Genomic DNA, 25479 nt, shown 5'->3' on the forward strand with positions numbered 1-25479 from the left:
TTCGATCCAAGCCGGCTGGATGTAGTCGAATCTATTCCATTGGATGGTGATCCAGGAGCCTGTCGGCTCCAGAGCGTCTACCGTCAGAACTGTGACCTCGGTTGTGGTCCCAGCGGCCGCCTTCAGGCTCTCGAACCGCTTCCATTGTTCCGCTGTTTCGTCCTGCCAGTGCCGTTGGCCGCGGAGGCGTTGGACCCAGAAAAGCAGCACTATTACACAGGGAGTCGTGAGAGCGACTAGCAACCAGGCCGTGCCGGAAAGCGTGAGGCATAGAACCGTCAGGATCACGGCAAGCACCACCGTCACTGCGCTCGCAACAATCAGAGCGGGTGTCGCTACTCTCGGCTTGAGGACTGGATTCATCTGCATACTTGCTCCAATACCCAGTTTAAAGCTGCCATCCAGCGCTTGTCAGGCTTATTAGGGAGTCGAACTCATACGAGTTGCGGACATCTTTTAGCTCTGGCTGTCCTGTGACAAATCGGCCGATTGCTCGCTGCAGGTAGTCCCACTGCGCGCGCTGCTCCCAGTCCCAGTTCGCCGGAGTCGGACCGAGGGGGAGTGTTGCCCTATCGACACCCCAACGATCCCTGTAGACGGCCACCTCTCGAATCAACGTGGTCAACTCGAACGGATCTTCCCCCGCCACCATGTCCTGGCGCAATTCCGCGGCCCATCCAGGCTCATCAAGTAGCGCTCCGTTGGCGACGTGCTCCGTACGGTTCCCAATCCGCTGTCGTACTTGGTCCAGCAGCGCTTCAAGGTCTGGTCGGTCGATTGTCATTTGCTCAGTCAACGGATCTATGGGTGATAGGGGCATCGTCGAGCAGAATGAGCGTAAGCGAGCGTGGGCAACTGCGCTTAGGTCCCGGGTGCTGGCCTCGGAGTTCAAACTCGCGCGCAAGACCCGTAGGGCTCCGGGGCGACTGACATTGCAGGCGCGTCGCCAGGCAGAGATGACGGCGCCCCATGCGGGGGATTCTCTCATCGTCTCGGAGCGGCCGGGCATTAGACCGTCTATAGCCTTTGCGAGTTCAAAACCCGCGGCGATTTGAGCCAGGTAATCGTACTCGCGGCTCAGACGTTCGAGGCTGTCGGCGTGCTGCCGTTCGGCGTCCCGTACCTCGTGAGCGGTTCGCTCCGCACCTTCACCAGCAAGGACTTCGCCCAGGATCACCCGCCAGCTCGAACGGGCACTCGGATCCAGGATCTCGTCCTCGTCTGGGTCGTTCTCGCTCACATAGGCAGTGTTCGAGTACCGCCCCCGGGTCATGCTTACGTACAGCAGCTCGCGCGTCAGGCGGCCGGGGGTTACAACCGTGTGGCCTGTGTCTACGGTGAGACCCTGACTTCGATGGGCAGTTGTAGCGTAGCCCAGCTCTATGGACGTCTCCACATAGATGCGCGGCAAGAGTAGGGCCGCTCCGGTGTCTTTCCGCATCGCCCGCAGAGCACCGTGAAGTCTATCGACTCCCTTGACTTCGAGGAGCGTCCCATTGCGGAGGAACTCACCTCGATCGTCGCTAATGGATCTGTCATTCCGACGGGCAATAACGATGTCGCCACTACCAGCACGAAGCCCGTCCCGAAGGACCAAAGTACGTTCTGCGTCTACCACGCCCAGGCTTACTCGGTCGGCTTGGGCCCGTTCATTGAGCATTTGGACGGTCTCGTTGTCAGGAGCTATCAAGACCGAGACACGGCCAGCCAGGATATCCGTGTGCCATGCGGAGTAGGCGCGGTCGACCATGTCCGAGTAGTGGCCATGTTTGATGCGATCGTGGTTCTCATAGTCTGTGAGCACAGACGGATGTCCCTCACGTAGTCCGAGGGAGGCGGACCGTTCCCACGTATTCTTGAAACGCCAGATCGTACTCAACCGGGCTGCCTTGCCATGCCGATCAAGCCACCCAAGCACACCGCCGGCATCGATGGAATCGAGCTGGGCGGGATCCCCAACCAAGAGGATCTTGGCACCCGCTTCCCTGGCCTGGCGGACCAGCGCTGCGAGCTGAAGAGTTGAGACCATGGAGGCTTCATCGATAATCACGAGCTGTTGGGGGTGGAATCGCCATTGGGATTGCTCGGCGGCCAGCCAGGCTACTTCTTGTTGAAGCCTGTTGACGAATGGGCGGCCCAGGGGGCCGGCTGCCCTACGTAGTCGATCGTCCGCCTGGAAAAATCGGTCTGCGCGCTGGGCTGTACCAGCCCCTACGGATTCATGCAACCACTTCGCGACGTTCTCAGTCACCATGCGCAGTTCCGAGCCGAGAACTTCGGCGCTCGCAGCAGCAGGCGCCAGGCCGATGACGCTGCCCATCCCATGCGTTGCCTCCCATGCTGCTTTGACCGCGCCAAGGGTCGTCGTCTTCCCGGTCCCGGCCGGCCCGACGATGGCGTCGAGCCGGCTGGAGCTCAGCAGGACATCCGACGCTGCCGTCAGTTGGTCATCGTGCAGGGGCGACCCTTCGCCGTTTCTGTAAGAGGTGAGCGTCTGGAAGGTGAGATCGACCGAAACAGCCGGGCCGTCGTCGTCGTTCTTCGCCGCCAGGACTTGGTCCTCAAACGCGAGTGTCGACTCATCCGTGTAGAGGCGCGACCCGTGGAAATCAAAGACGCTTCGCCCGCCGAACCGCAGATCATCAGGCGCATCCGTGGCGACGGTGTACCGATACTGGTTGAGTGGCACGGATTGACGCTCTGCCGCGGTGGCCACGGCGTCGATCAGCGCGTTGCGGTCGGCGGGGGAGGCGCAGCGAATCTCAGCGCACGCACGCTCACCCTCGGCGATCAGGTTCCAGCGATTCCAGGTTGAGCGTTTGGCCGCCACACGCTGTCGGGTGACGAGACCGACGGCGTCAATCCAGTCGGGTGCGAAGTCGCCGACGCGGAACGGACGTGAGCGGGAGCGCCGAATAGTGGAGGCTACGACGGACTCGGGATCGAAACCTTTGGCCTTTGCTCTATCTCGCCATTGTGCGGACAGCGTTCTTAGTGGTGACGGCGAAGCGTTCTTGGGAGTGCGGGTCGAGAGGGTGGATTGCTGGCGCAATTTCACGATGGTCGTCGCTGTCGGGGGAGCCCCGTGGTCCGTGGTCCACTGCTTGACTAGGCGATCGGTTTCGATGTCGATGAGCCTTGATCGGTTGGAGAATTCGCGGACAAGGGCTTCGGCGATGCCAGTGAGTTGCTGGCTGGGATTGTGTGTGTTTTGCGCTGGGGTTCGGATGTCGGTTTCTGCGCCGAGACTCGTGTGCAAGGCATCAAAGAGGAGTCCATTGTAATGTTCGCTGGCAGCGACGACGGCTTTGTATAGGGACCGAGAATCTAAGGTGACCCAAGCGCCGTCCGTAACGCGCTGGACTCGGTTCGCGATGACAAGGTGGGTGTGGAGCTGAGGGTCGCCGGCGCGGGATTCCCAATGGTCGAATGATGCTGCGATCACTCCTCTAGTTCCGACGTGTGCAACTCCGTTCCGCCCGGATCTCGTGTTGATGACTTGCTCTTCCATCCAGGCAAGCGTTGCTTCGACGGCTTCGTGATGGGTCTGCAGGATTAGTTCTTGGAGGTGTCTTGGGCTGAGGGCCCACAGTGTGGAGACGGATTTCGGGACGCTGAAGGTGAGGTCGAAGCCGGCCACGGCGTGCTTCGTCGCTTCTTTGTTGCTGGCCTCTTGGTTGATCGGCGGCTGCCCGTGGGGCCTTCCCAGCGGTTCATTGCTGTCGGGGTGGGCCGCGTCTTGGAAAATGGAACGAGCATCAGATTCATTGACTTTATCTCCAGGTGTCCGAGCAACGCCGCTGAGCCCGTTGCCCATCCAACGACCCTGAGGTGTTCCGGTTTTCACGTAATAGCTGATTGTGTCTTGGGGAGTAGGGGAGAAGTCGTCCAGCATCGTGGATTTGAAGAGGTACTTGAGTCCTGATCTGACTGAGAGCCTGGCGATGGACATGGTCATGGCCGTGCTGCTCCGGTTCGGTTCTTGGTGGGCAGCCAGCCTCGCCGTCGGAGGATGTCGAGCGTGGCGGCGTCGAGGGCCACGCCTTTTGCTCTTGAAACTTGAAGCAAGACGGCCGCCAACCGGGCGAGGTCTTGAACATTAGTTCGTTGGGCACGCTTTAGGCGGAGGACTTCGTTGTGCAGGAGGCCGTTTCTGGTTTCCAGTTCGTCGTAGATGGCATGCAAGCGTTCTAGTTCGGAGGACTGCGATCGTAGCTCGGTTAGGAGCCGGTCTAAGGTTTGGCCGCTGTCGGATTGCTCGCTGATTGTTTGGCTTCCGGGGCACTGCTTGTTCACACCAGTTCATGTGGGCTGCGCGCACACTCCGCATGATTTTCCGGCCCGCTGGCCCTGGATGCCAGAGGTGTGAGTAGAGTGGCGGCGCACGTTCGTGAGGGCAGATCGTCATAGCCGGTGGGTATTTGCATTGTGGCGACGCGGCTGCCTGTCTGTTAGAAACGGGGCCTGTGGAACCAGGAAACTGCCATTAGGCGCGTTTTGTTTTCGAGGGAGCCGTTGGCTGAGGCTCAAGTAGTGGGCATAACGTGCCAGAGACTATAGCCCGTTCCTATTTATAGGACGGCAGTTCCAAGCTATGAGTGATGAGTTTCTTTCTCTCTACGCCCAATCATCCAGACACTGTCTGGATGATTGCCACGGAAAGGCTCCTTCTTCATTAGGCTCGGTGGCTTTTGTGCAATGGGAGTTGGTCTGGACAGCTAGACCAACAGATGATGGCGAAAGGGGTTTAAAGCGCCGAAAGCTTTGCAGTTCGCTGTCACCGCCCGACTAAAACCTCAATGAACGAGACAAAAGCCGATAAGGGCCATATGTCACCCTGGCCCCCGGAAGTTTAGGATTGGGCAAAGAGCTTCTGAAGCGCCTACCTACGAAGCGAGTGCCACACCCTAGGCTGCAGTTCTTTGACTATCGATCTGACGTCAGATTGGCGTCTGCTTCATTGCCACGGGGACTGTACGGAGCGGCACACGACTTAATGAGAACAGGAGTGGTGGACCTAATCTCGTCTAATCCTAGAACTTCTAGTGGGCTTTCGTAGACGCTCGCGGCGGCAAGTACTGCCTGAAAACCTAGTACCCGGGCGCGGGGACGTACCACGCGGGAATTCCTTACGGAACCTAAGCGGAGACCGACGCGCATCTGGCCAACATCGCGTTGGGGCGCCGGGTACGGAAAGATGAATTAGCGGACGCCAGCATGTTCTTGCTCAGTGACTTCGGCGGCTACGTCATGGGCGCAGAGCTCTCGCTTGACGGCGGCAGGCGGGGCTGACCTGCCACTGACGCCGTCTCTGCGTACCGGGCGAGGTAGGCCGCTTCAGCAGCGGTGAGACTCCGCGGGCGGTTCGATTCTGGGTCCAGCGGGACCACCACCGTGGTGCCCGTAAAGACAGTGGCGCCTTCTTGTATACCGGTATGGCGGACCGTAAAGGACCCGTTGCCTACCTTGGAGATGTCCAGCATCAGCTTGAGCTCACCCTCGTAGTGGACGGGCACCTTGTACTCGACGTTCAGCGAAGCCACCACCTTGGGGCATCGGAACGAGTCCAGTCCGTCAGCGGCCGCCTTGATGTTGAGCCACCGCACACGCGCCTCCTCCATCAGCGTTACGATGCGGGCGTTATTGATGTGCCCGTTGACATCCTGGTCGGACCAGCGGAGGGGCATGAGTATTTCGAAGCGCTTAGGCATGCCGACCGCCCGTGATTGCCAGGACCGTTCCGGTCATATAGCTGGTGAGGCACAGCACCACGCTGGCTACTTCATCAGGCTCGTTGAAGCGGGTCAGTGGGAACTCGGAGAGCTTCTCTTCCAGCACGTTCGGGCGGAGTGAATCGACCAACTCGGTCCGAATGATGTCCGGTTGGTCGGCATTAAGGCGGATGCCGGCGAAGGCGAGCTCTTCGGCGACCATCTTGGTCAGGTCAATGATCCCGCCTTCTCGGCGGCTGTAGGTAGTCTGACGGGTCGTGCCGACCTTGCCCGAGAGGGACGGGACGTTGATGATGGACCCGAATGTATCGACGGCGGCACCTGCCGCAGCGGGGGCATCCTCTGCTGAGTTCACATCATAGACGACCGTCACAACGCCCTTCCCGGGAGTGCAGCGGCGCGCTCCAGTCCTGCGGCATCCACGTCGGCACGGACAATGTTGCTGCCTTGCTCCGAGAGTGTGCGGGCTTCGGAGGCCGATGCCCTCTCCTCCCCGGGTGACCAGATTAGCCCTGTCCTGCAACAGAAATGCGCTCCTCAAATCGGTTGAAAGTGTTCATAATCCTGAAAACGGGGACGCTGCGCTGCGCGAAAGCCCGTTTTGCGTGCGGTTGGTGGCTCCTACGGCGAGAACGCGTCCTCCCAGTAGGGTATTCCATCTGCCAGCGCCTTTTTGATGCCTTCAAAGGCGGTGCGACCAAAGCCAAACTTTGGGGTCGGCTGATGATGTCGAAGGCCAGTTTGTCCTGCGTCATATGCGGGCATCTACGCGACGCGTGCGCCGGAGGCGAGTTGGACGGCGACGTCGACGATCATGTCTTCTTGTCCGCCTACGTAGCCGGCTTTGCCCACTTCTTCGAGGATTTGCCATGCAGGGATGCCGTAGCGCTCGGCGGCGCGTTCGGCGTGGATGAGGAAGGAGGAGTAGACCCCTGCGTATCCCTGCATGATGGACGCGCGATCCATGATGGGCATGCGGGTAATGATGCGTTTGACAAAGTCTTCGGCAACGGCCATTACGCCGTGGACGTCGACACCTGTGTGGATGTTCAGGCGTTCGAAGGCGGCGGCGAGGACTTCGGTGGGTGAGTTCCCGGCGCCGGCGCCGAGGGCCAGGAGCGTCCCGTCGATTTGCTGGGCTCCGGCGCGGGCGGCGTAGACGGAGTTTGCGACGCCGAAGGACAGGTTCTGGTGGCCGTGGAACCCGACTTGGGCGTCGGCGCCGAGTTCGGTCACGAGCGCGGAGACGCGTTCCGAGACGTCCTCGAGGATGAGGGCGCCGGCGGAGTCGACGACGTAGACGCATTGGCATCCTGCGTCGGCCATGATGCGTGCCTGCTTGGCCAGGGTTTCCGGTGTCGTGCGGTGGGAGAGCATGAGGAAACCCACGGTTTCCATGCCGAGCTTGCGGGCTTTCTGGAAGTGCTGGATGGAGACGTCGGCTTCGGTGCAGTGCGTGGCGATGCGGGCCACGGACGCGCCGGCCTCGTGAGCCTGGTTCAAATCGTGGATGGTGCCCAGACCCGGGAGCATCAGGACCGCGATTTTGGCGTTCCTCGCTTCATCGACGGCGGCGCGGACCAGGTCCAGTTCCGGGGTCAGAGAGAACCCGTAGTTAAAGGAGGACCCGCCCAGCCCGTCACCGTGGGTGACTTCAATGACCTCGACCTTGGCCTCGTCCAGGGCCCGGACAATCGCACGGACATGTTCTTCCGTGAATTTGTGGCTCATGGCGTGGGAGCCGTCACGCAGGGTGGTGTCGGTCAGGCGGACGCGCAGGTGGTTTGTCGCGGTCATGGTTATGCTCCTACGGGTGTTGGCAGGTTGGTGGCGTCCACGCGTTGTGCGAGCAGGTCAGCTGTCCGGGTCGCGGCGGAGGTGATGATGTCCAGGTTCCCGGCATATTCAGGCAGGTAGTCAGCAGCGCCCTTGACCTGGACCCAGACACCGACCCTGCCGTTGCCGTTCCAGTCCTCCCGGGGGGTGTCGAACTGGGGATCCACGCGCAGGGAGTAGCCGGGGACGTAGTCCTGAATCTTGGTGACCGCGTCGTGGATCGCAGCCGTGATTTTGTCCTGCAGCTCGCCAGGTTCGGCGGCGTCGGCGGGAATCGCGGCGTAGACGGTGTTGCGCATGATCATGGGTGGTTCTACCGGGTTGATTATGATGATAGCCTTGCCGCGTTTGGCGCCGCCGACCTCTTCGAGGGCTTTGGCGGTGGTTTCGGTGAACTCGTCCACGTTGGCCCGGGTGCCGGGCCCGGCGGACTTGGAAGCGATCGAAGCGACGATCTCGGCGTAGTCCACGGGTACCACGGACGAGATCGCGGCAACGATCGGGGTGGTGGCCTGCCCGGCGCAGGTAATCATGTTCACGTTCAGAACGTCCTCGAGCGCGTCCAGGTTCACCACCGGGCAGAGGTACGGGCCAACCGCGGCCGGTGTCAGGTCGATCGCGTGGATCCCGGCGGCCTTGTACTTGGGGGCGTTGACCTCGTGCGCTTTCGCGGAGGTGCACTCGAAGACGAAGTCAGGGAGCTCATCCTGGGCCAGGAGCCAGTCAACACCCTCGGCGGAGGTAGTGATGCCCAGCCGGGCGGCCCTGGCGAGCCCGTCGGAGGCTGGGTCCACGCCGATCATGTACTTGACTTCGACGTTGGTGCTGCGTCGCATAATTTTGAACATCAGGTCAGTACCGATGTTTCCTGAGCCGACGATGGCTGCTGTTTTCTTGGCCATGGGGTGTCCTTAGTCTGTGAAGTGAATGGTCAGTGAGCCCAGCGGTCCGAAGTCCGCGGTCGCCGTGCTGTTGGCTACGACCGGCATGGCCACCGTGAAGGAGCCGGGCAGGATCAGCTGGCCAGCCTCAAGGGCCACGCCCCGCTCGCCCAGCACATTGGCCAGCCAGGCCAACGGCGCAAGGGGGTGACCCATGACATCGGTGCCGGTGCCGGTGCCGGTGACTTCCCCGTCGATCACCAGTGAGCAGGTGACCTCCACAAGGGCTGCGGGATCGGCAGGGTCCAGCGCCAGCGGGTGTGCACCGACAGCGATAGCCCCGCAGGAGGCATTGTCGGCAATCGTGTCGACAAGTTTGATGTCCCAGTCCCTGATCCGGGAGTCAATGATTTCGATGGCCGGGTAAAGGGCGCCTATGGCGGCCGCGGCCCGCTCCACCGTGATACCCGGGCCCTGAAGGGACTCTTTCAGCACAAAACCGAGTTCCGGTTCCACCTTGGGCTGAATGAACTGCGCCGCCGGAATTTGAGCTTCATCATGGTGCACCATGTCCTCAAAGAAGAACCCGAAGTCCGGGGAGTCCACCCCGAGCTGCTTCTGCATGGCCAAGGACGTCAAACCCACCTTCCGTCCCGCCAGCACCCGCCCGGTAGCGATGTGGTTTTCGAGCTGCGCAGTCTGGACGCTGTATGCATCGGCCAGCGTCATTCCCTCGAACCGGTCCCGTAACGGAGCTACGGGCACTAGCGACTGGGTTGCTTGGAGCAGTTCGTCAGCGAAACGCTCAAAGACGGTCTTTGCGGTGCGACTCACAGGAACCTCCATTCATGTTTTGATTTGCGGGTTGTGGAACGCCGAATTGAGACAGCTGAATCGCGCTGCGGCCCCGCAGGGCAGATGCTATGGCTGAGCAACAAATGAGGCCACGGTTCGGTTGAATTCATCGGCGTGCTCCAGTTGCACCCAATGGCCGCACCGGTTGATGATCACCAGCCGGGCATTCTCGATGGCACCAACCAGGCGTAGCGAGTGCTCGATGTTCAGGACGCGATCGTCCCTGCCATGTATTAACAGGACAGGCACCTTGATCTGCGCGATCTCGTCCTGGCTGGCCGGCTTGAGGATGATCGGCAGGTGCTCGTCGAGGTCGGCAACGAAATTCTCTCGATGATGCGGATACTTCAGCGTATTTCGCGATCGTTCGATCGCAACGTCTTGCGAATTGCTGCCCGAATCGAAAGTCATGACGTCGACCAGTCGCGCCATGTTTTGCGGAGAGGGATCACGGTAGGCCTGGAAGAGGACTTTTAAGCCCTCAGAGGGGCCATCGGCCGGACTGAACAACATGCGCTGACCGACCATTGCGGCCCCCATGGTTACCACGTGGGTGACACGCTCCGGATACCGGGCCGCGAACGCGAGTGAGGTAACCGCTCCCATTGAATTCCCGACGACGGCGACACGTTCAATTTTCAGTTTGTCGAGGATTTCAACCAGGGTGGCTGCATGGTCGCGGTCGCGTACCCGCATCGGATGGGATTCACCCCAGCCAGGCATGTCGATGGCCAGGACCCGGAACTGACTGGACAGCGCCATGATGTTCGGACCGAAGTTGCTCCATGCCGTCGCGCCGGGGCCGCTGCCGTGTAGAAGCACGAGCACTGGTCCTTGGCCTACATCGTGGTAGCGGATGTCTCCCGTAGACACCGTGATGTACTGTGTTGAGCTTCGCTCAAAGTTTGAAGTTGCCGTTCCAAGCATCTGATCATCTCTGCAAATTGCGGTGGTGGGATCTATGACTGCACGATTCACGCCACGGCCCCCACAGGCGAGGCCTTCTTTGCCAGTTCTGCATTTACAGCGGGCACCACTTCCTCAGCCAGCAGCTGCATGGAGCGGAACCATCGGTCCTTGTCCTCCTCGTAGTCGACGCCTTCCATGAGAAGCGTGCCGAAGCCACCGGTTTCCTCCTGCATACGGAGCAGCTGCTCGGTCACCGTTTCGACCGATCCGATGAGGAACTGCTGCCGCAGGAGATACTCGAGGTCAATATCAGCGGCATTGACGGCGTCGTCGTGTTTCCAGTTCTCGCTGTAGCCCAGGAACTTGAAAATGGGGAGAAGGAATTCGTTGAGGAACTCGCCGAAGTACCCATTGCGAGCCATATCAAGGGCTTCCTCGTCGGTGTCAGCGACCACGACCTCGCGGGCAATACGCCAGTTGTTCCGGTCTGCTGTGCGTCCACGGCTTTCGGCCGCGGCACTGTATGTATCCCACTGGCCGGCCATGAAGCGTGTGTTCATGCCCAGCGAAATCGGGAGCAATCCTTCCTCTCCTGCCCACTTCAGGGTGGCCGAGTTTGCACTCAGGCCTGCGACAGCGATAGGAGGGTGGGGTTGCTGGTAGGGCTTCAGGTGGTTGCCGAGCGTACCGGGGACGGCAGCGAAAGCGTCCGCGTCGACCTTCTCACAGGTCCAGAACTCGCCCTCGAAGCGCCATGGTCCCTCCTCAGTCCAGTACTTTCGCATGATTTCCAGCCCCTCGGCTGCCTTCCGCCGGTGCTCGCCTGTGGACATGTCGATGCCGAACATCTGCGCGTCTGTAGGAGTTCCGCCCGACCCGATTCCAACCATGTAGCGCCCCTCGAACAGTTGGTCCTGGTAGGAGATGCGCGCTGCGAGTTCTGCGGGGTGATGGAAACCGGGAACGTGGGCCCCAGCCGCCAACACAATCTGTTTGGTCTCACGCAATGCGGCTTGGATCAACAGGTCGGGCGACGGAAGCGGTTCCCAGAGGTTCGTGAAGTGTTCTCCCACCCACGCTTCCGAAAAGCCCAAACGGTCAGCCGTCTTGATCATCTCAAGGTCCCATTCGAAGCCCTTCTTGTATCCGCCGGGGGCCTGGGATTGTGATGGACGGTGGCCCGTCATGAGGAAAAGTCCGAGCTTCATGATTCTCTCCTTTGAGTGGTGCTGCTGGGTTTGTTGTCCGGTGTGCCGGTGGCCCGGCGCTCAAGGCCGCAGGGAAGCAATCGGCGTGAGCTGGTAAAGCTACGACGCGGCGATTGAGTCTGGCTTTGCAAGGCCCCTGAAACCCGCGCCATGCCAGATGAGCGGCTCATTGTCCGACACCCCCATCTGTGTAACTTTGAGGAGTGCTATCCAGTGGTCACCCGCGTCCAGTTCGTTGTAAAGCACGCATTCGAACCAAAGCGAAGCGTCCTCGATGTACACCGCGCCGGAGTCGTCCACCTCGACGGCAACTTCTTCGAAGCGGGCAGCCCTGTCCTTGCTTGCGAGCTGACGCGTAAGGCTTCCTTGACCCTGGCTGAATACGGAAGCGCCAACTGACTGACTGTTCTTGATCCAGGTCCACGTCTCGGACGTTTTTTGCACAGCGACGGCCACCAAACAGGGTTCTAGTGAGACCCCCACCATGAACGAAGAAGCGACAAGGGCATGCTTCTGGCCGTCCTGTTCAGTGGCAAGCACAACCACACCTGAGGGGAACTGCGCAAAGGTCTTGCGTACGAACATCGGATCACCATCCCCGGTGTGCAATTTCGACTTCTTTGTCCTGGACGTAGTCATCGTCATTGTTCTCTCCTTTGAGTTCAGCAACCGTGGAAGGCTCGGCCGTCCGTCGACGGGCGTGTCGACAGCTTCAGGCTCGCATGGGCCAGGAAAGTCGACTAGACGGCGATTTCGTATCGCCCTGCAACCGCGCGCGTATCACGATGGTGCCACCGTTCTGATATCCCGGCTGATCCGATAGAAGTATTGGACGCGCTCTTCCTCCCACCAGAGAATCAACTAAGGCTGGCAATGCCGCTGGCCAGATTCAAGGTGGAAGGACGTGGATCATGGCGCACCGACCAAATCGTCAAATCATCCTGGCAAAGCGACCGAGCGGAATACCTCGGCCGGAACACTTCGCCATTAAGCAGTCGACTATCGGCGATCCAGGGCCGGGCCAACTCCTCGTCAGAAACCAATACCTGTCTGTGGACCCTGCCATGCGTGGCTGGGTCAGCATGGAGAAAAATTACGCGGCACCTGTCCCCATCGGAGGCGTGATGCGAGCATCAGCCGTCGGCACCGTCGTCGCGAGCAACCAGACCAGACTTCAGCCCGGTGACCAAGTGGTCGGCCGCTTCGGCTGGCAGGAATACTCGCTCGTTTCCGAAACCGACGATGTGCGCAGGGTCAACACCTCGGTGCCCGCCTCCCTTGCACTGGGTGTGCTCGGTGCCAACGGGATCACCGCGTGGCTGGGGTTATTTGGTGTTGGCTTTCCGCTTCCGGGTGAACTCGTCGTTGTCTCTACGGCGGCCGGGGCGGTGGGTTCTGTCGTCGGGCAACTGGCCCGGCTGGCGGGGTGCCGCACCGTCGGCATAACAGGCAGCCAGCGGAAGGTGGATGTTTGCGTTGACGAATACGGCTTCGACGTGGCGTTGAACTACCGCACACCTGAGTTCGAAGCGGAGCTTGAAAATGCATGCAGGGATGGCGTCGGCGTGTTTTTCGACAACACGAGCGGGCCTATCAGTGATTCGGTTTTGCAGCACCTGGCACATGGCGCCCGTGTGGTGGTCTGCGGAACGGCAGCCATCGAGTCGTGGGATTCATGGCCCCTGGGCCCGCGCGTTCACCGGCATCTCCTCACGAAGGGTGCCAGCATGACTGGATTCCTCCTTCAGGACCATGCACATGAGTCTGAGGAAGTCCTCGCCCGCCTCGTCCCTCTTCTGGCCAGTGGCGCGATACGATACCACGAACATGTCCTCGACGGGCTGGAGAGTGCCCCGGGGGCGGTAAGTCTGCTTTACGCCGGCGGCAACACCGGAAAAATGATCATCCGGCTCCCGGACTAACCGCGTGGGCCCCAAGTGGCAATCCCTAGACCAGGAGTTTCCCCTCTGGGAGAAGGTGTATATGCCGCCCCGCCGCTGCTGCAACGACCTCGATCACATTCTGCGTCATCCGCCGGGTATCTGAACGACGGTAGGCGACGGCGAATACCGACGGCGACAGGCCTTCAACCTCGAGAGAACGGACGCCCGCCGATGGCGACAGCCGTGTCGTCGACTTCGACATAGTTATGGCAGCATTGCTGGTTGTCAGCGCGAGTTGGGCGCCTGACACCGTGCGCACCGGCCCAGTAGAGGCGTCGAGAAGCGAACCGCCCCTTAGGTCGTCCAGCTGCCATGTCTTGGCCCACTCGGGCGGAGCAGACAGGCCGAGCATCGGTAAGCACAGCACCTCGTCTGCAGTCAATTGCCCGGCCTCAGCCAGCGGGTGCTGGCTGCCGACGATCAGGCACCGGGGCTCTTGGGCGATGGGGAGAACCACAAATTCTGTGCCGGAAATTGGGGGACGGACGAAAGCAATATCAACCTCGCCGGTGCGCAATGCCTCTACCTGGTCGATAAACGTCGTCTCGTGAAGGACGATTTCCGCGCCCTCGAATCCGTTGCGAAGGGCTTGAATGATCGGCGAGGTGAGCTCACCGGCAGCAAGTTCCCCGTTCAACACGGCCACCCTAAGAATTGTCTTATGAACGCCAACGCTGTTCCGCACGGCGTCGCGCACTGAATCGACCTGTGCCAGAATCTCGCGGGCGCGATCAACAAACGCCCAACCCGCCTGCGTCGGAATTACTCCTCGGGTGCTTCGTTCGAAAAGCTTCACGCCCAGCTCGGACTCCAACTGCTGGACAGCAGTGGAGAGGGGTGGTTGTGCGGTGTAGAGCCGGCGTGCGGCTGGGCGGAAGCCGCCTTCCTCGGCCACAGCAATCACATATCGGAGCTGCCGTAGGTCCATGTTTGATTCCTTCTGTATGAACGTCTGATCGGCAACCGATATGACCTCATCATCAAGGCCCTAGACGTTGCGGGAATATATCACAGATAGTGGCACCTATGCTGCATGGGCCAGCAGGCAGCCATCAATTTGAGCGTAGTTGGGCGCCTCGGGTTGCATTGTCCGATACGTGCCCCGTCGCACCGAGTACCGAGTCAAGCCAGTACACCCGGTTTGCGAAACGTTTGATCTTGCCCACAGAAGTCCACCGGTAGGCGTCATGCTCCCAATCAATTCTCAATTGACGCGTGCTTGAGATCGCTACGAACGTGTGAATCATCCAGGGCAATTGCTGATTATCAATAACAATGAGCTTTTGTCCTTGACGAAACTCGAGCAAGTCTTCCATTTGGAGACCCGTTTCTTCCAGGAGTTCCTGCGCAGCTTGTTGATGGGGAGACGCTCCTTCTTCCATGAACCCGGTAATGCAGTGCCAAAGGCCTTGGTCGTGACCAAGTCGGTGGCTTCTCTTGAACAGGGCGAGCTTTCCCCGCCATTCAACGACAACGGCTATGACGGTGCGGGATTGCGGGATGGCCGGCGCATCCCACGAAGTAGTCGCAGTATTGCTCATGCAGTTCCCTTGGCCAGGGTGGATCATGCGGGACATTGAGTGCGGCACATCTGTCGGGACGCAGGTGTCTTCCTGATCCCTAGAGGCGCGCCCTTGAGTTGTCAATCGTGCAATTTCAGCCCGGTCCTGGCTTCAAGGTCATGTGGGCTTAACCCCCCGAATATCTCACGCACACGGAAGCCATGCCGCGTCACGTCAAAAATGGCGTGGTCGGTATAGATACGCTTGACGCAGCGTGGGGCCGTCAGTGGGTATGAGCACGTGTTGACGAGCTTCGGTTCACCAGATCTGGCAAAGAGGTCAGTCATGACGTAGACCTCTTTCGCGCCCACAGCCAGGTCCATGGCCCCACCGACGGCAGGTACAGCGCCGGGCTGCCCTGTCGACCAGTTAGCGAGGTCGCCGTTTTCGGAAACCTGAAATGCGCCTAGGACACATAAATCCAGATGCCCTCCGCGCATCATCGCGAATGAGTCGGCATGATGGAAATAGGCTGCACCGGCTCTCTCGGTGACCGGCTGCTTCCCGGCGTTGATAAGGTCGGGATCCAGCCGCCGGGCTGACGGCGCAGGCCCCATGCCGAGCATCCCGTTTTCCGTATGAAAAATGATTTCCCGACCCTCAGGGATGAAATTCGCCACCAGGGTGGGCGCCCCTATGCCGAGATTGACGACGGCCCCTTCGGGAATGTCCTCAGCGATGCGAGCTGCGAGTTCCTCGCGGGTGGGCAGGCGTCTCAACATATCTCCTTCGTGCTCAGCGGCAGGGTAATCCCCGTTGGGTCAGTTCCTCCGACGAAGCGGCCGTCCGCGAGCCAGGACCGCTCGCCGACAGCCACAACGTGATCGACGAAGATCCCGGCGGTGACAATGCTTTCAGGGTCCAGCGCGCCCAATTCCACACAGGTGTCCACCTGGGCGATTGTGATGGTTGCGGCGGTCGCCATGATCGGGCCGAAGTTTCGACCCGTCTTGCGGTAGACCAAATTGCCATAACGGTCAGCATGCAATGCACTGATGAGCGCTGCATCGGCATGGATAGGGTATTCCAGCACGTACTCACGTTCGCCGATCGCCCTGTGCTCCTTCCCGGCTGCAAGCTCCGTGCCTACGCCCGTCGGGCTGAAGAACGCGCCGATGCCGGCGCCCGCGGCACGGATACGCTCCGCCAGGTTGCCTTGGGGTACGAGTTCGAGCTCGACCTCGCCTGCCCGGTACAACCTGTCGAATACCCACGAGTCGCTCTGCCTCGGGAACGAGCAGACAACTTTGCGCACCCGTCCTGCAGCGAGGAGCGCGGCGATACCGGTGTCACCGCTTCCGGCGTTATTGCTCACAATGGTGAGATCACGGACGCCGTGCTCAATGAGTGCGTCGATTAGCTCGATGGGCTGCCCGGCGCGTCCAAAACCGCCAATCATGACGGTTGCCCCGTCAGGGATATGGGCAACCGCATCCCGTATGTTTGTCCTGATCTTCGAGATCACAGCGCAGCCAGCCTGATCGCAGGTGGTCCCGCCTGTTGAGCGTGCGGCATCAGCCGGCTACAGGGTCGCTGAAGATGGTGAACTCGCGTGCGAGGGGTGACCCATACCAAATAAGCGATTTATCTAAGTTGTCCTCTGTCCACGTGAGTGGCTTCCAGGCGGGGTCGAAGATCAGGTAGCCCGTGTCGCCGAACAGCTCGATTCGGTTGCCGCCTGGTTCGAATACGTAGAGGAACTGCGCCTGGGTCGCTCCGTGTTTTCCAGGCCCAAGATCGATCGTCAGGCCGTGGTCGGTGAACATATCTGCAGCGTCGAGCAGGTGCTGCGGGAAGCCATACCAGAACGCGAGGTGGTGGAGGCCGCCTTGCCCGTTAGCCGATTGGCCTGTGCGGTCGGCGAGGTTGGCGATCTCGTGCACCAGGGGGCTGACGCTCATCCATGCGGCGGCCTCTCGTCCGTGAACCACGATGTTTTCACGAAGACGAAAGCCGAGCGTATCCTGCAGGAATCGGCGGTTTTCTGTGACGTCGTCGACCAGGTGGTTGACGTGGTCGAGCCGTCGAACGGGTACACCCTTAAGCGGACGCTTCTGCGGCCGGCTAAGCAGTTGTGAGGCTTGGTCTTCGGATGCTCTGAAGTAGTCAACCTCCCAAAGGATGGAATGGGAATGTCCGGATGGCGATGTGAAGTCGACGGTAGGACCTTGTCCAAGATCGCCCTCTCGCCAGTTGACGGCCACTCCGCTGGTTGCAAGCGCGTCAATGCGTCGGCCAAGAGCTTGCGGGGAACTGCTGCGCCACGTTGTTCTGCCCATGCCAGGCTCGCGGCGATGCGTAATCTTGAGCGAATGGTGATACCAGTCCTCGTAAGCTCGGAGATACACCGAGTCACCGTCACGGCCGGACACCGACATGCCTAGAAGTTCTGTGAAGAACCATACGCTCTCATCCACTCGTGGGGAGAACATCTCCACGCTGGCAAGCTGTGCGATATCGAAGTTGGGTTCCGGATAGGCAGCATCGATCTGGTAGTTGATAGTCATGGTATTTCTCAATTCTGGACAAGGTCTGCGGGGGGGGGGTGGAAGGGGTGAACGGGAGTTCCGGAGCACCGCGTCCGGTGGCTGCACTCGCTTCCTTGAGTGCAGCCACCGGGATGCTTCGAGGTTGGTCATCTAACGAGCCGTTGCCAGTTCGGCGGCGTTCACGCGAGGAAGAACCTCCGTGGCCAAGAGTTCCATTGAGCGGAACCAGGCGTCCTTCCGATCTTCGTAATCCATGGCTTCCACGAGAAGCGTGCCGAATCCGCCGGACTCCCGTTGCATGTCCTCCAACTTCTTGGCTACCGTCTCGACGGAACCAACAATGAACATGTGCTCGATAAGGTAGTCGAGCGTCAACTCGTCATCGGTTACCGAGTCGTCATGCTTCCAGTTGTCTGCGTATCCTCCGAGGTTCTTAAACACGGGCAGCAGTTGGTCACGGTAGAACCTGCCGTAAAAACCGTTGCGCACATTCTCAAGCGCCTCTTCGTCCGTGTCGGCGACGAATACCTCGCGTGCGATGCGCCAGTCGTCCCGATTCGCTACCCGACCGGCCTTCGTCGCGCCGCGCTCGACAGTCTCCCAGTGTCCGGCCATAAAGCGGTTATTCATGTTCAGCGAAATAGGGAGGTACCCCATCTCACCGGCCCATTCGAGCGATGGGGAGTTCGGGCTGAGGCCCGACACTGCGATCGGCGGGTGTGGACTCTGAAACGGGTGGAGGTGATCCCCGAGCGTGCCGGGCACGATGCTGAAAGCATCCGGAGCGACTTTCTCACACGTCCAGTACTTGCCTTCGTAGCGCCAGGGTCCCTTTTCCGTCCAGTACTTAACGATGATTTCAACCGCCTCGCGGTTCATGTCCCGATGCTCGCCAGTGGAGCCATCGATGCCGAACATCTTAAGGTCGCTTGGTACCGAACCTGCGCCAAATCCCACCATATAGCGCCCTTCGAGGAGCTGATCCTGATAGGAGATACGCGAAGCCAGTTCGGCTGGGTGATGGAAGGGCGGGAGGAAGGTGCCAGCGCCAAGCTTGATGTTGGTTGTTTCACGCGCGGCCGTTTGCAGGATGAGATCTGGCGAAGGGACTGGTTCCCAGATGTGGGTGTAGTGCTCTCCGTACCATATTTCTTCAAATCCCAACACATCGGCGTGCTTGATAACTGACAGATCCCAGTCGAACATGCGCTTATAGCCGCCGACCTCCAGGGTCCGCTCCGGCGGGTGGGCTGGTGCAAAGAACAGTCCAATTTTCACGTCAATCTCCTTTGATTTGGTGGGTATTGCTTGGGTCCTACAGTCGGCGGGTGTGCGCCTTGACGCACGGGACCCTACAGTCAAGTCGCCTGACTTAGCTGCCGCCCTTTTGTTCAGTGCGCGCCGACGATGAGTTGTGGAACGGCAGTCCTGGCAAGTATCTGATCGAGCGCACGTGTGAGGACATGGGACGCTTCCGGCACGTACGCTTCAGAACGCCACGCAACATGACGGTCCGGACGCACCAGAACGCAACCGCTCTCACCAATTTCGCGCCGCAGTGCCCATTCTCCGTAAATGTCCCGGAATCCCCCCGGCTCGCCGATGAGGTGAACATCGATGTCTATGCCGGTTGCGGCGCTTGCTGCCTCTGCCGCTTCACGCCATCCTTCACCTCCGAAGCCGGTAAGCAGGCAAAAGCGCGTTCCCTCGACAAGGTCAAGCGTTGAACATTCCGAACCGCCATCGCCTAACCGGGCGTGGGGCACACGGGCTCCCGGCGTCGTCGTGGGCCGATAGTAGAGTTGCGAATCAACATCGGCTTGAGGAGTCTGAGGGTAGTCATCATCACTGAGCGCGCCAGCGCGGTAGCGATATCCGAGTTCGATGCCGTGGGCATTGAACTGGTAGTTTGTCAGCGCAATGGCTTCGCGGATTAATCTGCGCCGCCGGTCACCGACCGCTCCGGGTTGGGTGAGTTCATCGAGCCGTCGCTGTCCCTCCGCGACGCTTTGCCCCTGTTCATAACCGAGCGCATCGGACACGGCTGCGAACTCCCTTCGGCTCTGCAGTGCCCGGGCAACCCCCGCTGCACCAATCGGCTGACGCTCTTCGGAGTACGTGGCCAGTACGCCAGGTCCGGCCTGGCCCTTCAGGACCAACGCCAGCTTCCACGACAGGTTGTAGGCATCTGCCACGGACATGTTGAGTCCTAGCCCATTAGCGGGCGGATGGCGGTGTACAGAGTCGCCCATGCAGAAGACACGGTCAGTCGAGTATGTCGGGGCAACCTGGGCATTCACGATCCACGGAGAGCTCCCCAATATCTCAACCTCGACATCGTTATCGCCTATGACGGCGCGGACCCGGGCAGTCATTGCTTCGTTATCGAATCCCGTCATGTCTTCGAGTTCCGGATCGTAGTTGATGGCAAGTACAAATTCTGTAAAGGGGCGGTGGCATATGAGTGTTCCAAGACGGCCCGTGGGGAGCGGTCCGGGAGCCAGGTTCCATGCGAGAACACCAGGTCGATGTGCGAGGTACTTCGTAAGGTCCGCGCGGAACCAGATGTTGAGAGCGTGCGCAATGGCCGTTTCCCCAGTAACTTTGAGACCGGCCTGGGAAAGGATCGTGGCGCGGGCCCCGTCCGCCCCCACCAAGTATTTCGAGTGAATTCGGAGGAATTCTCCGGTTTCAAGGTCTTTGACAATGCTATCGACCCCGTTCGCTGCTTCCTCATGTGACTCAAATTCGTGCCGCATCCTCACCTCGCAGCCGGCTTCCCGTACCGCGTCCATCAGCAGTGGCTCGAAGACGGTTTGTGGGCAGTTGAGCATCGGACTCGGGCTTGCCGCAGCGTACTCGCCCGCACGGTCATGGCCGGTCCCCCACGCTTCGAGACGTCCGACTTCAGGGTCCGCCAACGTCGTGATCCATAAGTTGTTGCGCATCAGCTCGGGAGGTGTCGCTACCGCCATGAGGTTCTTATCCACGCCCAAGTGCCGCATGATTTCCACGGTCCTCTGGTTGATGATGTGCGCGCGTGGCGTGTGAGCCGTACCTGAATACTTCTCAACGAGTAGGCACTGGATCCCGTACTGACGCAGCGCAAGCGCGGTGGTCAGACCCGCTGGTCCCGCACCGACAATCAAGACAGGAACATCGATTTCTTGCATCAGAGTCACTCCAAATTTTCGTGCGCGTAAGCTCAGAGAGCGGCTTACAACAGCCTCCGGCTCGTCGTGCCGGAGGTGACTGTTCGTGCCACTGTTAGAAGATTCACATGCCAGCCCAAAGCTGGCTAGACGGCGAATTCAGATCACCGGCGCACAGATTTTGGAATCACCAGCGCCGATAATCTTGACTAACGACACACGAGGGAGGCCTGCCTGGTCAGGGGTGAGGCGATGTCGAGAGGGCCCAATGTCGGGGCTATGTAGGTGGGGGTACGAAGCCCGCAGCAGGTGGTGGAGAAGATCTTCGCTGTCCATGAGGTGCTGTGCCATAGTCGTTATATGGCGCAGATCGGGCTACGTGGCCTGACGTTTGCCGAGACTGCGCGTTCCATCGAATTCTTGCCACCGAAATCATGCCTACGCTCAGGTTGAACTCAGAGTTCCGTCGTCTGCCTCATGAGCAGGCCTTGCCCCAGCTGACCAAGGCGAACGCCCAGGTGCATACCGTCGGCGCGCCGGATGCTACGGCCAAAGCGGGCGCGGGGCGGGTGAAATCGCAGTCAGTTAAAATGAAGGCAGGTCCAGTCATCAATCGAGTGGGGTTGCCGATGTGGCCAGGGTTTCCTTAATCCACGCGGTCTCGGCGCGGCTAGCTGCCCGGCCGATGGTAATCATTCCTTGGCGGTAAGTGTCCGTAATCTCCGCTTTTCGCATGGGCCGTCCATCTTCATAGAAGAAACTGGCGGGCGCTTCGAGGAACTCCAGTCGCCGTTGGAGCACTTGATGCTGCTCCGCGACGTCGGGGAGTTCCGACAGAAACGCCAGGATCACCATAAAGCGGCCAAGGTCTGTAATGTCCCCGCCCGAAGCGTTTCGAAGCCGCGACTGAAGGTCCTTACGGCCTTCGCCGGTCAGTTCCAAAGTGTGGCGTTGTGCCGCTTTCCCCTTCTCCACGTGGCGTTCCACAAGCCCGGCTTTGATGAGCCGGGTGATGGCGGGGTAGAGACTGCCGTCGCTGATGTCCCGGGCGAAGCCGTACAGCTCGTGCATCTTCTTACGTAGTTCGTAGCCGTGGAGCGGCCCCTTGGTGAGGAATCCCAGGATCATTAGTTCAAGCACAAACGTCATACTACCTGACGGAATACATCGAAACGAGGTATCGTTGCGATGAAAGAGTGCCTCGGTTCGAGGTAAAGCCCATCCCTGTTCCCTGTGAAGGACTTCCCCATGCCGACATCACCAGCAACTGCCACATCGCCGCCTGGCCTAAGCCGCGGACGGCTCACCATTGCTGTCTTCTCAACTGTTGTGGAATGGTACGACTTCACGCTGTTCCTGTATCTGAGCGCCGTCCTGTCCCGGGTGTTCTTCGGTGATAGCGCTACAGGCGTCCTCATGGCCCTTGGAACGTTCGCTGTTTCCTACCTGCTGCGGCCGGTGGGCGGCTTGGTATTTGGTTACGTGGGGGACCGCTGGGGGCGGCGACCCGTGCTGTTGGCGTCCATGGCGTTGATGTTGTTGGCAACCATCGGCACGGCTTTCCTGCCCACCCATGCCCAGGTTGGCGACGCTGCTGCGGTATGGCTCCTGGTGCTCCGCTGTGTGATGGCCTTCTCCGTGGGCGGCGAATACACGGGCGTCATGACCTACCTCTTGGAAAGCAGTCATCCTAAGAGACGGGGGTTGGTGACATCCCTCGCCGCTGCGGCAAGCGAAATTGGCGCGCTGCTGGCCGCTGGTGTCGCTGCCATCACCATCGCAGCCCTTCCCTCGCCACAGATGGAGGAGTGGGGATGGCGGGTCCCCTTCATGGTGGGCGGTGTGCTCGCAGCAGTGATTCTGGCTCTGAGGACCCGCCTGCCGGAGACGCCGCTCTTCGTTAGGAGCAGTGCACAGAAAGACAAGGAATCGATGCCTGTGGTCATCAGGCGCCAGTGGCGGGCCATCGTTCGCACCTTCGTCATTTCTGGTCTCGTTTCGGCTGCCTACTATGTCGGCATTATCTACCTGCCCACATATTTGGTTTCGCTCCAAGGCTGGACTGAATCGTCCGCATTTGCACTGGCGACTCTCGCGGCCGCCGTCGTGGTTGTTGCATCGCCTGCGGCCGGTTGGCTGTCAGACTGCTTCGGGCGGCGCCGGACGTTGCTCATCCTGGCGATAGGGGCTGTGGTTCTTCCGGTTCCGATGTTCGCCGCGGCAGGCCAATCCGCGGCACCCCTGGCCGTTGCGGCAGTGGTGGTTCTGGCGTGCCTGGCTGGAAGCCTTAGCGCAGTCGGTGCCTCCGCCATCCCGGAGCAGTTCGATGTTCGCGGCCGACTCACAGCCCTTGCGATCGGCGGAACCATCGCAACCACCATCTTCGGTGGCATTGCACCCTACGCCGTTCAAGCGCTCAGCGAAACCACTGGGTGGCCGCTGATCCCCGGCGTCTTGATTGCCGTCGTCGCTCTTGCATCGATCCCGGCGATTCGCCGCGGACCGGAAACCGCGGGGCGGCACCAAACACCGTCGACGGCGGGTATGTCGCCCGTCGTGACCGATCACGATACCGAACTAGAAGGAGCAAGCAAACATGCCTGAGTTGATGCGTGCAATCGTCCTCGACGGTCCCGGAGCGCCCGATGCTCTCAACATCCGGGACGTTCCGCGACCAGTCGCTACGCCGGGTTGGGTCCTGCTCAAGGTCCATGCCTTCGGCCTCAACCGCTCCGAGTTCCATTTCCGCAGAGGACTGGGCTCGTTCGGATCCTTCCCGCGCATTCCCGGGATCGAGGCCACCGGAGTGGTGGTGGAAGCGCCCGGTGGCGAGTTCGACGCCGGCACTCAGGCCGCCGCCCTGATGGGCGGCATGGGTAGGACGTTCGACGGCGGTTACGCCGAGTACGTCCTGGTGCCCGCAGCTAACGTGGTTCCGTTTAAGAGCAGCCTCGACTGGGCAACGCTCGGCGCGGTGCCGGAAATGCTGCAAACCGCCAACGGATCCCTGGCGATTGGAGTGAACGCGCCCCCGGGAAGCAGCCTGCTTATCCGCGGTGGTACCTCATCAATCGGCTTGGCGTTGGCAGTGCTGGCCAAGCGACAGGGTATGACCGTGGTCTCGACCACCAGGAGTCCCGCCAAGACCCAGGCCCTCCTCGATGCGGGCGTTGACCACGTGGTGGTTGATGCAGGTTCCATCGCCGAGGACGTGCGGGCGATTTTCCCGGAAGGAGTCGGCGGTGCAGTGGAGTTGGTAGGCACACCTACATTGCAGGACACGTTGAAGGCTACTGCCGTCCACGGAACCGTATGCTTCACTGGAATGCTCTCCGATGAATGGACTGTCAAGGACTTCTATCCCATCGACTTCATTCCCAACGGTGTCCGCCTCACGGCATATTCCGGCGAAGCGAGTGACCTGCCGGCACCTGTTCTGCAGGACTTCCTCGAGGCAGTCGAAGCCGGACACGTCGCGGTCCCCATCGGCAAGACCTATGCGTTCGATCAGATTGCCCAAGCCCACCAGGACATGGAAGACGGCACGGTGACCGGGAAACTCGTGGTCACCGTGGACGGAAACATCAATGGCTGAGTCAAGCGTTGTGACGCTGCCCTTGGATGAGCTGCCTGACGGTGCTTTGTTGAAATCTGTTACCTCACAGCCCTGCGAGATTGCGGGTCGGGCGGCAATCCAAGTCTCGCTAACCAACGAAGCCTCCGGAGGTGTTCCGGGGGTCGACTACATTGACCAACCCACGTTCGTTCTGCTTCCACTGGAATTCGAGAACGGTGTCGTCGAAGTGGATGTGCTGGGCCGTTTGCTTCCCGGGGCCCCCGATTATGCGCGGGCCTTTGCCGGCATTGCGTATCGCATTACCGCGAATGCCGACAGCTTTGAGGCTGTCTATGTTCGGCCGCTCAACGGCGCGAAGCTCAACCCGCCAGGTCCCCGGGTGAATCGGGGGCTGCAGTATTTCGCCTACCCCGAGTGGGACTTTGGACGACTCCGCGAGGAATACCCGGACGGTCGCTATGAAGCCAGGGCAGTCATTGGCCCGGACGAATGGATCCGCCTGAGGCTCGAAGTGCAGGACCGGCGTCTCGGTGTCAGCGTCAACGGCGTGCCGGTGCTTTCCGTGAACGAGACCAAGGCAACGCCGGTTCGCGGGAGGGTGGGACTGTGGGTCGATATTGGGACCGAAGCGTTCTTCTCCAAGCTAAGTGTCACAGCGCAGTAGGACTCAGCCGGGAGTCCCTGCCGTCACTGTTAGAACCGCTCCGTGGTCAGCGCATTGAGGTACGTCTTTACCTCGGCCGTCATGTCCACTGAGGTTTTGTCCAACAGCCATTGCACTTGAAGGCCATCCAGGAGTGCAATGAGTTGGCGCGCTGCCGACGAGGCAGCTACACCCTCGCGCAGTTTCCCTTGTCGTTGCAGGTCTGAGAATGCTTGAAATCCGACGTCCCGAAGCCAGTTGTAGCGTTGCTGGAAATATGCGTGCGCCGGATGTGTGGGATCCGTTGACTCCGAGGACAAGACGGCGTGAAGGGCGACCAGTCCGGGAACGCTGGCGTTGTGTTGCACCAGGCGGATGATCCCATCCAGGGTAGCCCTGCCGTTGTCTGTAACAATGCCTGCAGTAGCCCACGATTCCGCGTCGCGGAGTGTCAACACAGCTTCGAGAAGGGCTTCCTTGCTGCGGAAGTGGTGCAGAAGCCCGGCCTTCGTGATGCCGATCTTGTCCGCAATCTCTTGCATGGATCCTGAGCGATAACCCGATGTGGAGAAGACGTCTATCGCGGCTGCGAGGATCTCGCGGCGGCGCGACTCCGTCTTCGCGTAGCTGCCACGAGCGCGTCCAACGGACGCTTCGGCAGTACTGAGTGCTGTTTCCGTCATTGTGAAACT

General features: G+C 60.4%; 23 protein-coding genes. 5 read left to right on the top strand and 18 right to left on the bottom strand.

All coding sequences use genetic code 11. The features are described from left to right. Nucleotides 1-388: 388 nt before the first annotated feature. Nucleotides 389-3958 carry a MobF family relaxase gene (mobF, locus tag BLW08_RS11775; RefSeq protein WP_091325210.1) on the bottom strand — a complete coding sequence of 1190 codons (3570 nt, stop codon included), beginning with the start codon at nucleotides 3956-3958 and terminating at the stop codon, nucleotides 389-391. Nucleotides 3959-5175: 1217 nt separating this feature from the next. Here mobF and BLW08_RS24320 point away from each other — a divergent pair. Continuing rightward, complete coding sequence (locus BLW08_RS24320; RefSeq protein WP_175538666.1) at nucleotides 5176-5292, top strand: hypothetical protein; 117 nt, start codon at nucleotides 5176-5178, stop codon at nucleotides 5290-5292. Here the strand turns inward: BLW08_RS24320 and BLW08_RS11785 are convergent. The 8 genes from BLW08_RS11785 to BLW08_RS11820 form a co-directional block, all read right to left on the bottom strand. Then, a complete protein-coding gene (locus BLW08_RS11785; RefSeq protein ID WP_091325211.1) occupies nucleotides 5244-5711 on the bottom strand; it encodes an acyl-CoA thioesterase in 468 nt (155 codons plus the stop codon). The two genes, BLW08_RS24320 and BLW08_RS11785, sit on opposite strands and share 49 nt — an antisense overlap. Beyond that, entirely contained in the window at nucleotides 5704-6105 is a 402-nt protein-coding gene (locus BLW08_RS11790) for an SDR family oxidoreductase (RefSeq protein ID WP_175538667.1), read from the bottom strand. The genes BLW08_RS11785 and BLW08_RS11790 overlap by 8 nt, the downstream gene beginning before the upstream one ends. 392 nt (nucleotides 6106-6497) lie before the next feature. Further along, a complete protein-coding gene (dmpG, locus tag BLW08_RS11795) occupies nucleotides 6498-7529 on the bottom strand; it encodes a 4-hydroxy-2-oxovalerate aldolase (RefSeq protein WP_091325214.1) in 1032 nt (343 codons plus the stop codon). A 2-nt stretch (nucleotides 7530-7531) separates the two neighbouring features. Continuing rightward, entirely contained in the window at nucleotides 7532-8470 is a 939-nt protein-coding gene (locus BLW08_RS11800; RefSeq protein ID WP_091325216.1) for an acetaldehyde dehydrogenase (acetylating), read from the bottom strand. Between the two features lie 9 nt (nucleotides 8471-8479). After that, nucleotides 8480-9283 (bottom strand): 2-keto-4-pentenoate hydratase, encoded by an 804-nt coding sequence (locus BLW08_RS11805; RefSeq protein WP_254779832.1) that lies wholly within the window; start codon nucleotides 9281-9283, stop codon nucleotides 8480-8482. Between the two features lie 87 nt (nucleotides 9284-9370). Then, nucleotides 9371-10132, bottom strand: a complete 762-nt coding sequence (locus BLW08_RS11810) for an alpha/beta fold hydrolase (RefSeq protein ID WP_217639230.1) — start codon at nucleotides 10130-10132, stop codon at nucleotides 9371-9373. 146 nt (nucleotides 10133-10278) lie between these two features. Beyond that, on the bottom strand, nucleotides 10279-11421 hold the full coding sequence (locus tag BLW08_RS11815; protein ID WP_091325222.1) for an LLM class flavin-dependent oxidoreductase: 1143 nt from the start codon (nucleotides 11419-11421) through the stop codon (nucleotides 10279-10281). A gap of 99 nt (nucleotides 11422-11520) precedes the next feature. After that, complete coding sequence (locus tag BLW08_RS11820) at nucleotides 11521-12066, bottom strand: flavin reductase family protein (protein ID WP_254779833.1); 546 nt, start codon at nucleotides 12064-12066, stop codon at nucleotides 11521-11523. 266 nt (nucleotides 12067-12332) lie between these two features. On the opposite strand from BLW08_RS11820, the gene BLW08_RS11825 reads away from it, so the two are divergent. Further along, nucleotides 12333-13343 (top strand): NADP-dependent oxidoreductase, encoded by a 1011-nt coding sequence (locus tag BLW08_RS11825; protein ID WP_091325223.1) that lies wholly within the window; start codon nucleotides 12333-12335, stop codon nucleotides 13341-13343. 25 nt (nucleotides 13344-13368) lie between these two features. Here BLW08_RS11825 and BLW08_RS11830 read toward each other — a convergent pair whose 3' ends face one another. From BLW08_RS11830 to BLW08_RS11865, 8 genes are all read right to left on the bottom strand, one after another. Further along, nucleotides 13369-14292: a LysR family transcriptional regulator gene (locus BLW08_RS11830; RefSeq protein WP_091325225.1), complete on the bottom strand. Its 924-nt coding sequence runs from the start codon at nucleotides 14290-14292 to the stop codon at nucleotides 13369-13371. A gap of 124 nt (nucleotides 14293-14416) precedes the next feature. Beyond that, nucleotides 14417-14905, bottom strand: a complete 489-nt coding sequence (locus tag BLW08_RS11835; RefSeq protein WP_175538668.1) for an NUDIX domain-containing protein — start codon at nucleotides 14903-14905, stop codon at nucleotides 14417-14419. Between the two features lie 101 nt (nucleotides 14906-15006). Then, complete coding sequence (locus tag BLW08_RS11840) at nucleotides 15007-15648, bottom strand: 3-oxoacid CoA-transferase subunit B (protein WP_091325228.1); 642 nt, start codon at nucleotides 15646-15648, stop codon at nucleotides 15007-15009. Then, nucleotides 15642-16391 (bottom strand): 3-oxoacid CoA-transferase subunit A, encoded by a 750-nt coding sequence (locus BLW08_RS11845; RefSeq protein WP_091325229.1) that lies wholly within the window; start codon nucleotides 16389-16391, stop codon nucleotides 15642-15644. The genes BLW08_RS11840 and BLW08_RS11845 overlap by 7 nt, the downstream gene beginning before the upstream one ends. A 49-nt stretch (nucleotides 16392-16440) precedes the next feature. Continuing rightward, a complete protein-coding gene (locus BLW08_RS11850) occupies nucleotides 16441-17433 on the bottom strand; it encodes a VOC family protein (protein ID WP_091325231.1) in 993 nt (330 codons plus the stop codon). 132 nt (nucleotides 17434-17565) lie between these two features. Continuing rightward, a complete protein-coding gene (locus tag BLW08_RS11855; RefSeq protein WP_217639231.1) occupies nucleotides 17566-18693 on the bottom strand; it encodes an LLM class flavin-dependent oxidoreductase in 1128 nt (375 codons plus the stop codon). 113 nt (nucleotides 18694-18806) lie between these two features. Further along, a complete protein-coding gene (locus BLW08_RS11860; protein ID WP_091325233.1) occupies nucleotides 18807-20588 on the bottom strand; it encodes an FAD-dependent monooxygenase in 1782 nt (593 codons plus the stop codon). 588 nt (nucleotides 20589-21176) lie between these two features. Beyond that, a complete protein-coding gene (locus tag BLW08_RS11865) occupies nucleotides 21177-21707 on the bottom strand; it encodes a PadR family transcriptional regulator (RefSeq protein WP_091325570.1) in 531 nt (176 codons plus the stop codon). Between the two features lie 108 nt (nucleotides 21708-21815). On the opposite strand from BLW08_RS11865, the gene BLW08_RS11870 reads away from it, so the two are divergent. The 3 genes from BLW08_RS11870 to BLW08_RS11880 are packed head-to-tail and all read left to right on the top strand — an operon-like array spanning nucleotide 21816 to nucleotide 24808. Beyond that, nucleotides 21816-23171 (top strand): MFS transporter, encoded by a 1356-nt coding sequence (locus tag BLW08_RS11870; RefSeq protein ID WP_091325235.1) that lies wholly within the window; start codon nucleotides 21816-21818, stop codon nucleotides 23169-23171. Further along, the gene (locus BLW08_RS11875) at nucleotides 23164-24162 is read left to right on the top strand and encodes a zinc-binding alcohol dehydrogenase family protein (RefSeq protein ID WP_091325237.1); all 999 of its coding nucleotides are present in this window, start codon (nucleotides 23164-23166) and stop codon (nucleotides 24160-24162) included. The genes BLW08_RS11870 and BLW08_RS11875 overlap by 8 nt, the downstream gene beginning before the upstream one ends. Further along, nucleotides 24155-24808, top strand: coding sequence for a LamG domain-containing protein (locus BLW08_RS11880; protein ID WP_091325238.1), 654 nt, complete (start codon nucleotides 24155-24157; stop codon nucleotides 24806-24808). Before BLW08_RS11875 ends, BLW08_RS11880 begins: the two co-directional genes overlap by 8 nt. Nucleotides 24809-24837: 29 nt before the next feature. Here the strand turns inward: BLW08_RS11880 and BLW08_RS11885 are convergent, their stop codons facing one another. Beyond that, complete coding sequence (locus tag BLW08_RS11885) at nucleotides 24838-25470, bottom strand: TetR/AcrR family transcriptional regulator (RefSeq protein WP_091325240.1); 633 nt, start codon at nucleotides 25468-25470, stop codon at nucleotides 24838-24840. Nucleotides 25471-25479 lie beyond the last annotated feature (9 nt).

The sequence above is a fragment of the Arthrobacter sp. cf158 genome (genome assembly GCF_900106835.1).
In the GTDB taxonomy this organism is placed as follows: Bacteria; Actinomycetota; Actinomycetes; order Actinomycetales; family Micrococcaceae; genus Arthrobacter.

Coding starts and splice junctions, on each gene's coding strand:
- BLW08_RS11820 (WP_254779833.1), bottom strand. CDS start 12,066: ATGACGATGACTACGTCCAGGACAAAGAAGTCGAAATTGCACACCGGG.
- BLW08_RS11880 (WP_091325238.1), top strand. CDS start 24,155: ATGGCTGAGTCAAGCGTTGTGACGCTGCCCTTGGATGAGCTGCCTGAC.
- BLW08_RS11815 (WP_091325222.1), bottom strand. CDS start 11,421: ATGAAGCTCGGACTTTTCCTCATGACGGGCCACCGTCCATCACAATCC.
- BLW08_RS11825 (WP_091325223.1), top strand. CDS start 12,333: ATGGCGCACCGACCAAATCGTCAAATCATCCTGGCAAAGCGACCGAGC.
- BLW08_RS11840 (WP_091325228.1), bottom strand. CDS start 15,648: ATGTTGAGACGCCTGCCCACCCGCGAGGAACTCGCAGCTCGCATCGCT.
- BLW08_RS11850 (WP_091325231.1), bottom strand. CDS start 17,433: ATGACTATCAACTACCAGATCGATGCTGCCTATCCGGAACCCAACTTC.
- BLW08_RS11885 (WP_091325240.1), bottom strand. CDS start 25,470: ATGACGGAAACAGCACTCAGTACTGCCGAAGCGTCCGTTGGACGCGCT.
- BLW08_RS11785 (WP_091325211.1), bottom strand. CDS start 5,711: ATGCCTAAGCGCTTCGAAATACTCATGCCCCTCCGCTGGTCCGACCAG.
- BLW08_RS11870 (WP_091325235.1), top strand. CDS start 21,816: ATGCCGACATCACCAGCAACTGCCACATCGCCGCCTGGCCTAAGCCGC.
- mobF (WP_091325210.1), bottom strand. CDS start 3,958: ATGACCATGTCCATCGCCAGGCTCTCAGTCAGATCAGGACTCAAGTAC.
- BLW08_RS11875 (WP_091325237.1), top strand. CDS start 23,164: ATGCCTGAGTTGATGCGTGCAATCGTCCTCGACGGTCCCGGAGCGCCC.
- BLW08_RS11835 (WP_175538668.1), bottom strand. CDS start 14,905: ATGAGCAATACTGCGACTACTTCGTGGGATGCGCCGGCCATCCCGCAA.
- BLW08_RS11830 (WP_091325225.1), bottom strand. CDS start 14,292: ATGGACCTACGGCAGCTCCGATATGTGATTGCTGTGGCCGAGGAAGGC.
- BLW08_RS11800 (WP_091325216.1), bottom strand. CDS start 8,470: ATGGCCAAGAAAACAGCAGCCATCGTCGGCTCAGGAAACATCGGTACT.
- BLW08_RS11860 (WP_091325233.1), bottom strand. CDS start 20,588: ATGCAAGAAATCGATGTTCCTGTCTTGATTGTCGGTGCGGGACCAGCG.
- dmpG (WP_091325214.1), bottom strand. CDS start 7,529: ATGACCGCGACAAACCACCTGCGCGTCCGCCTGACCGACACCACCCTG.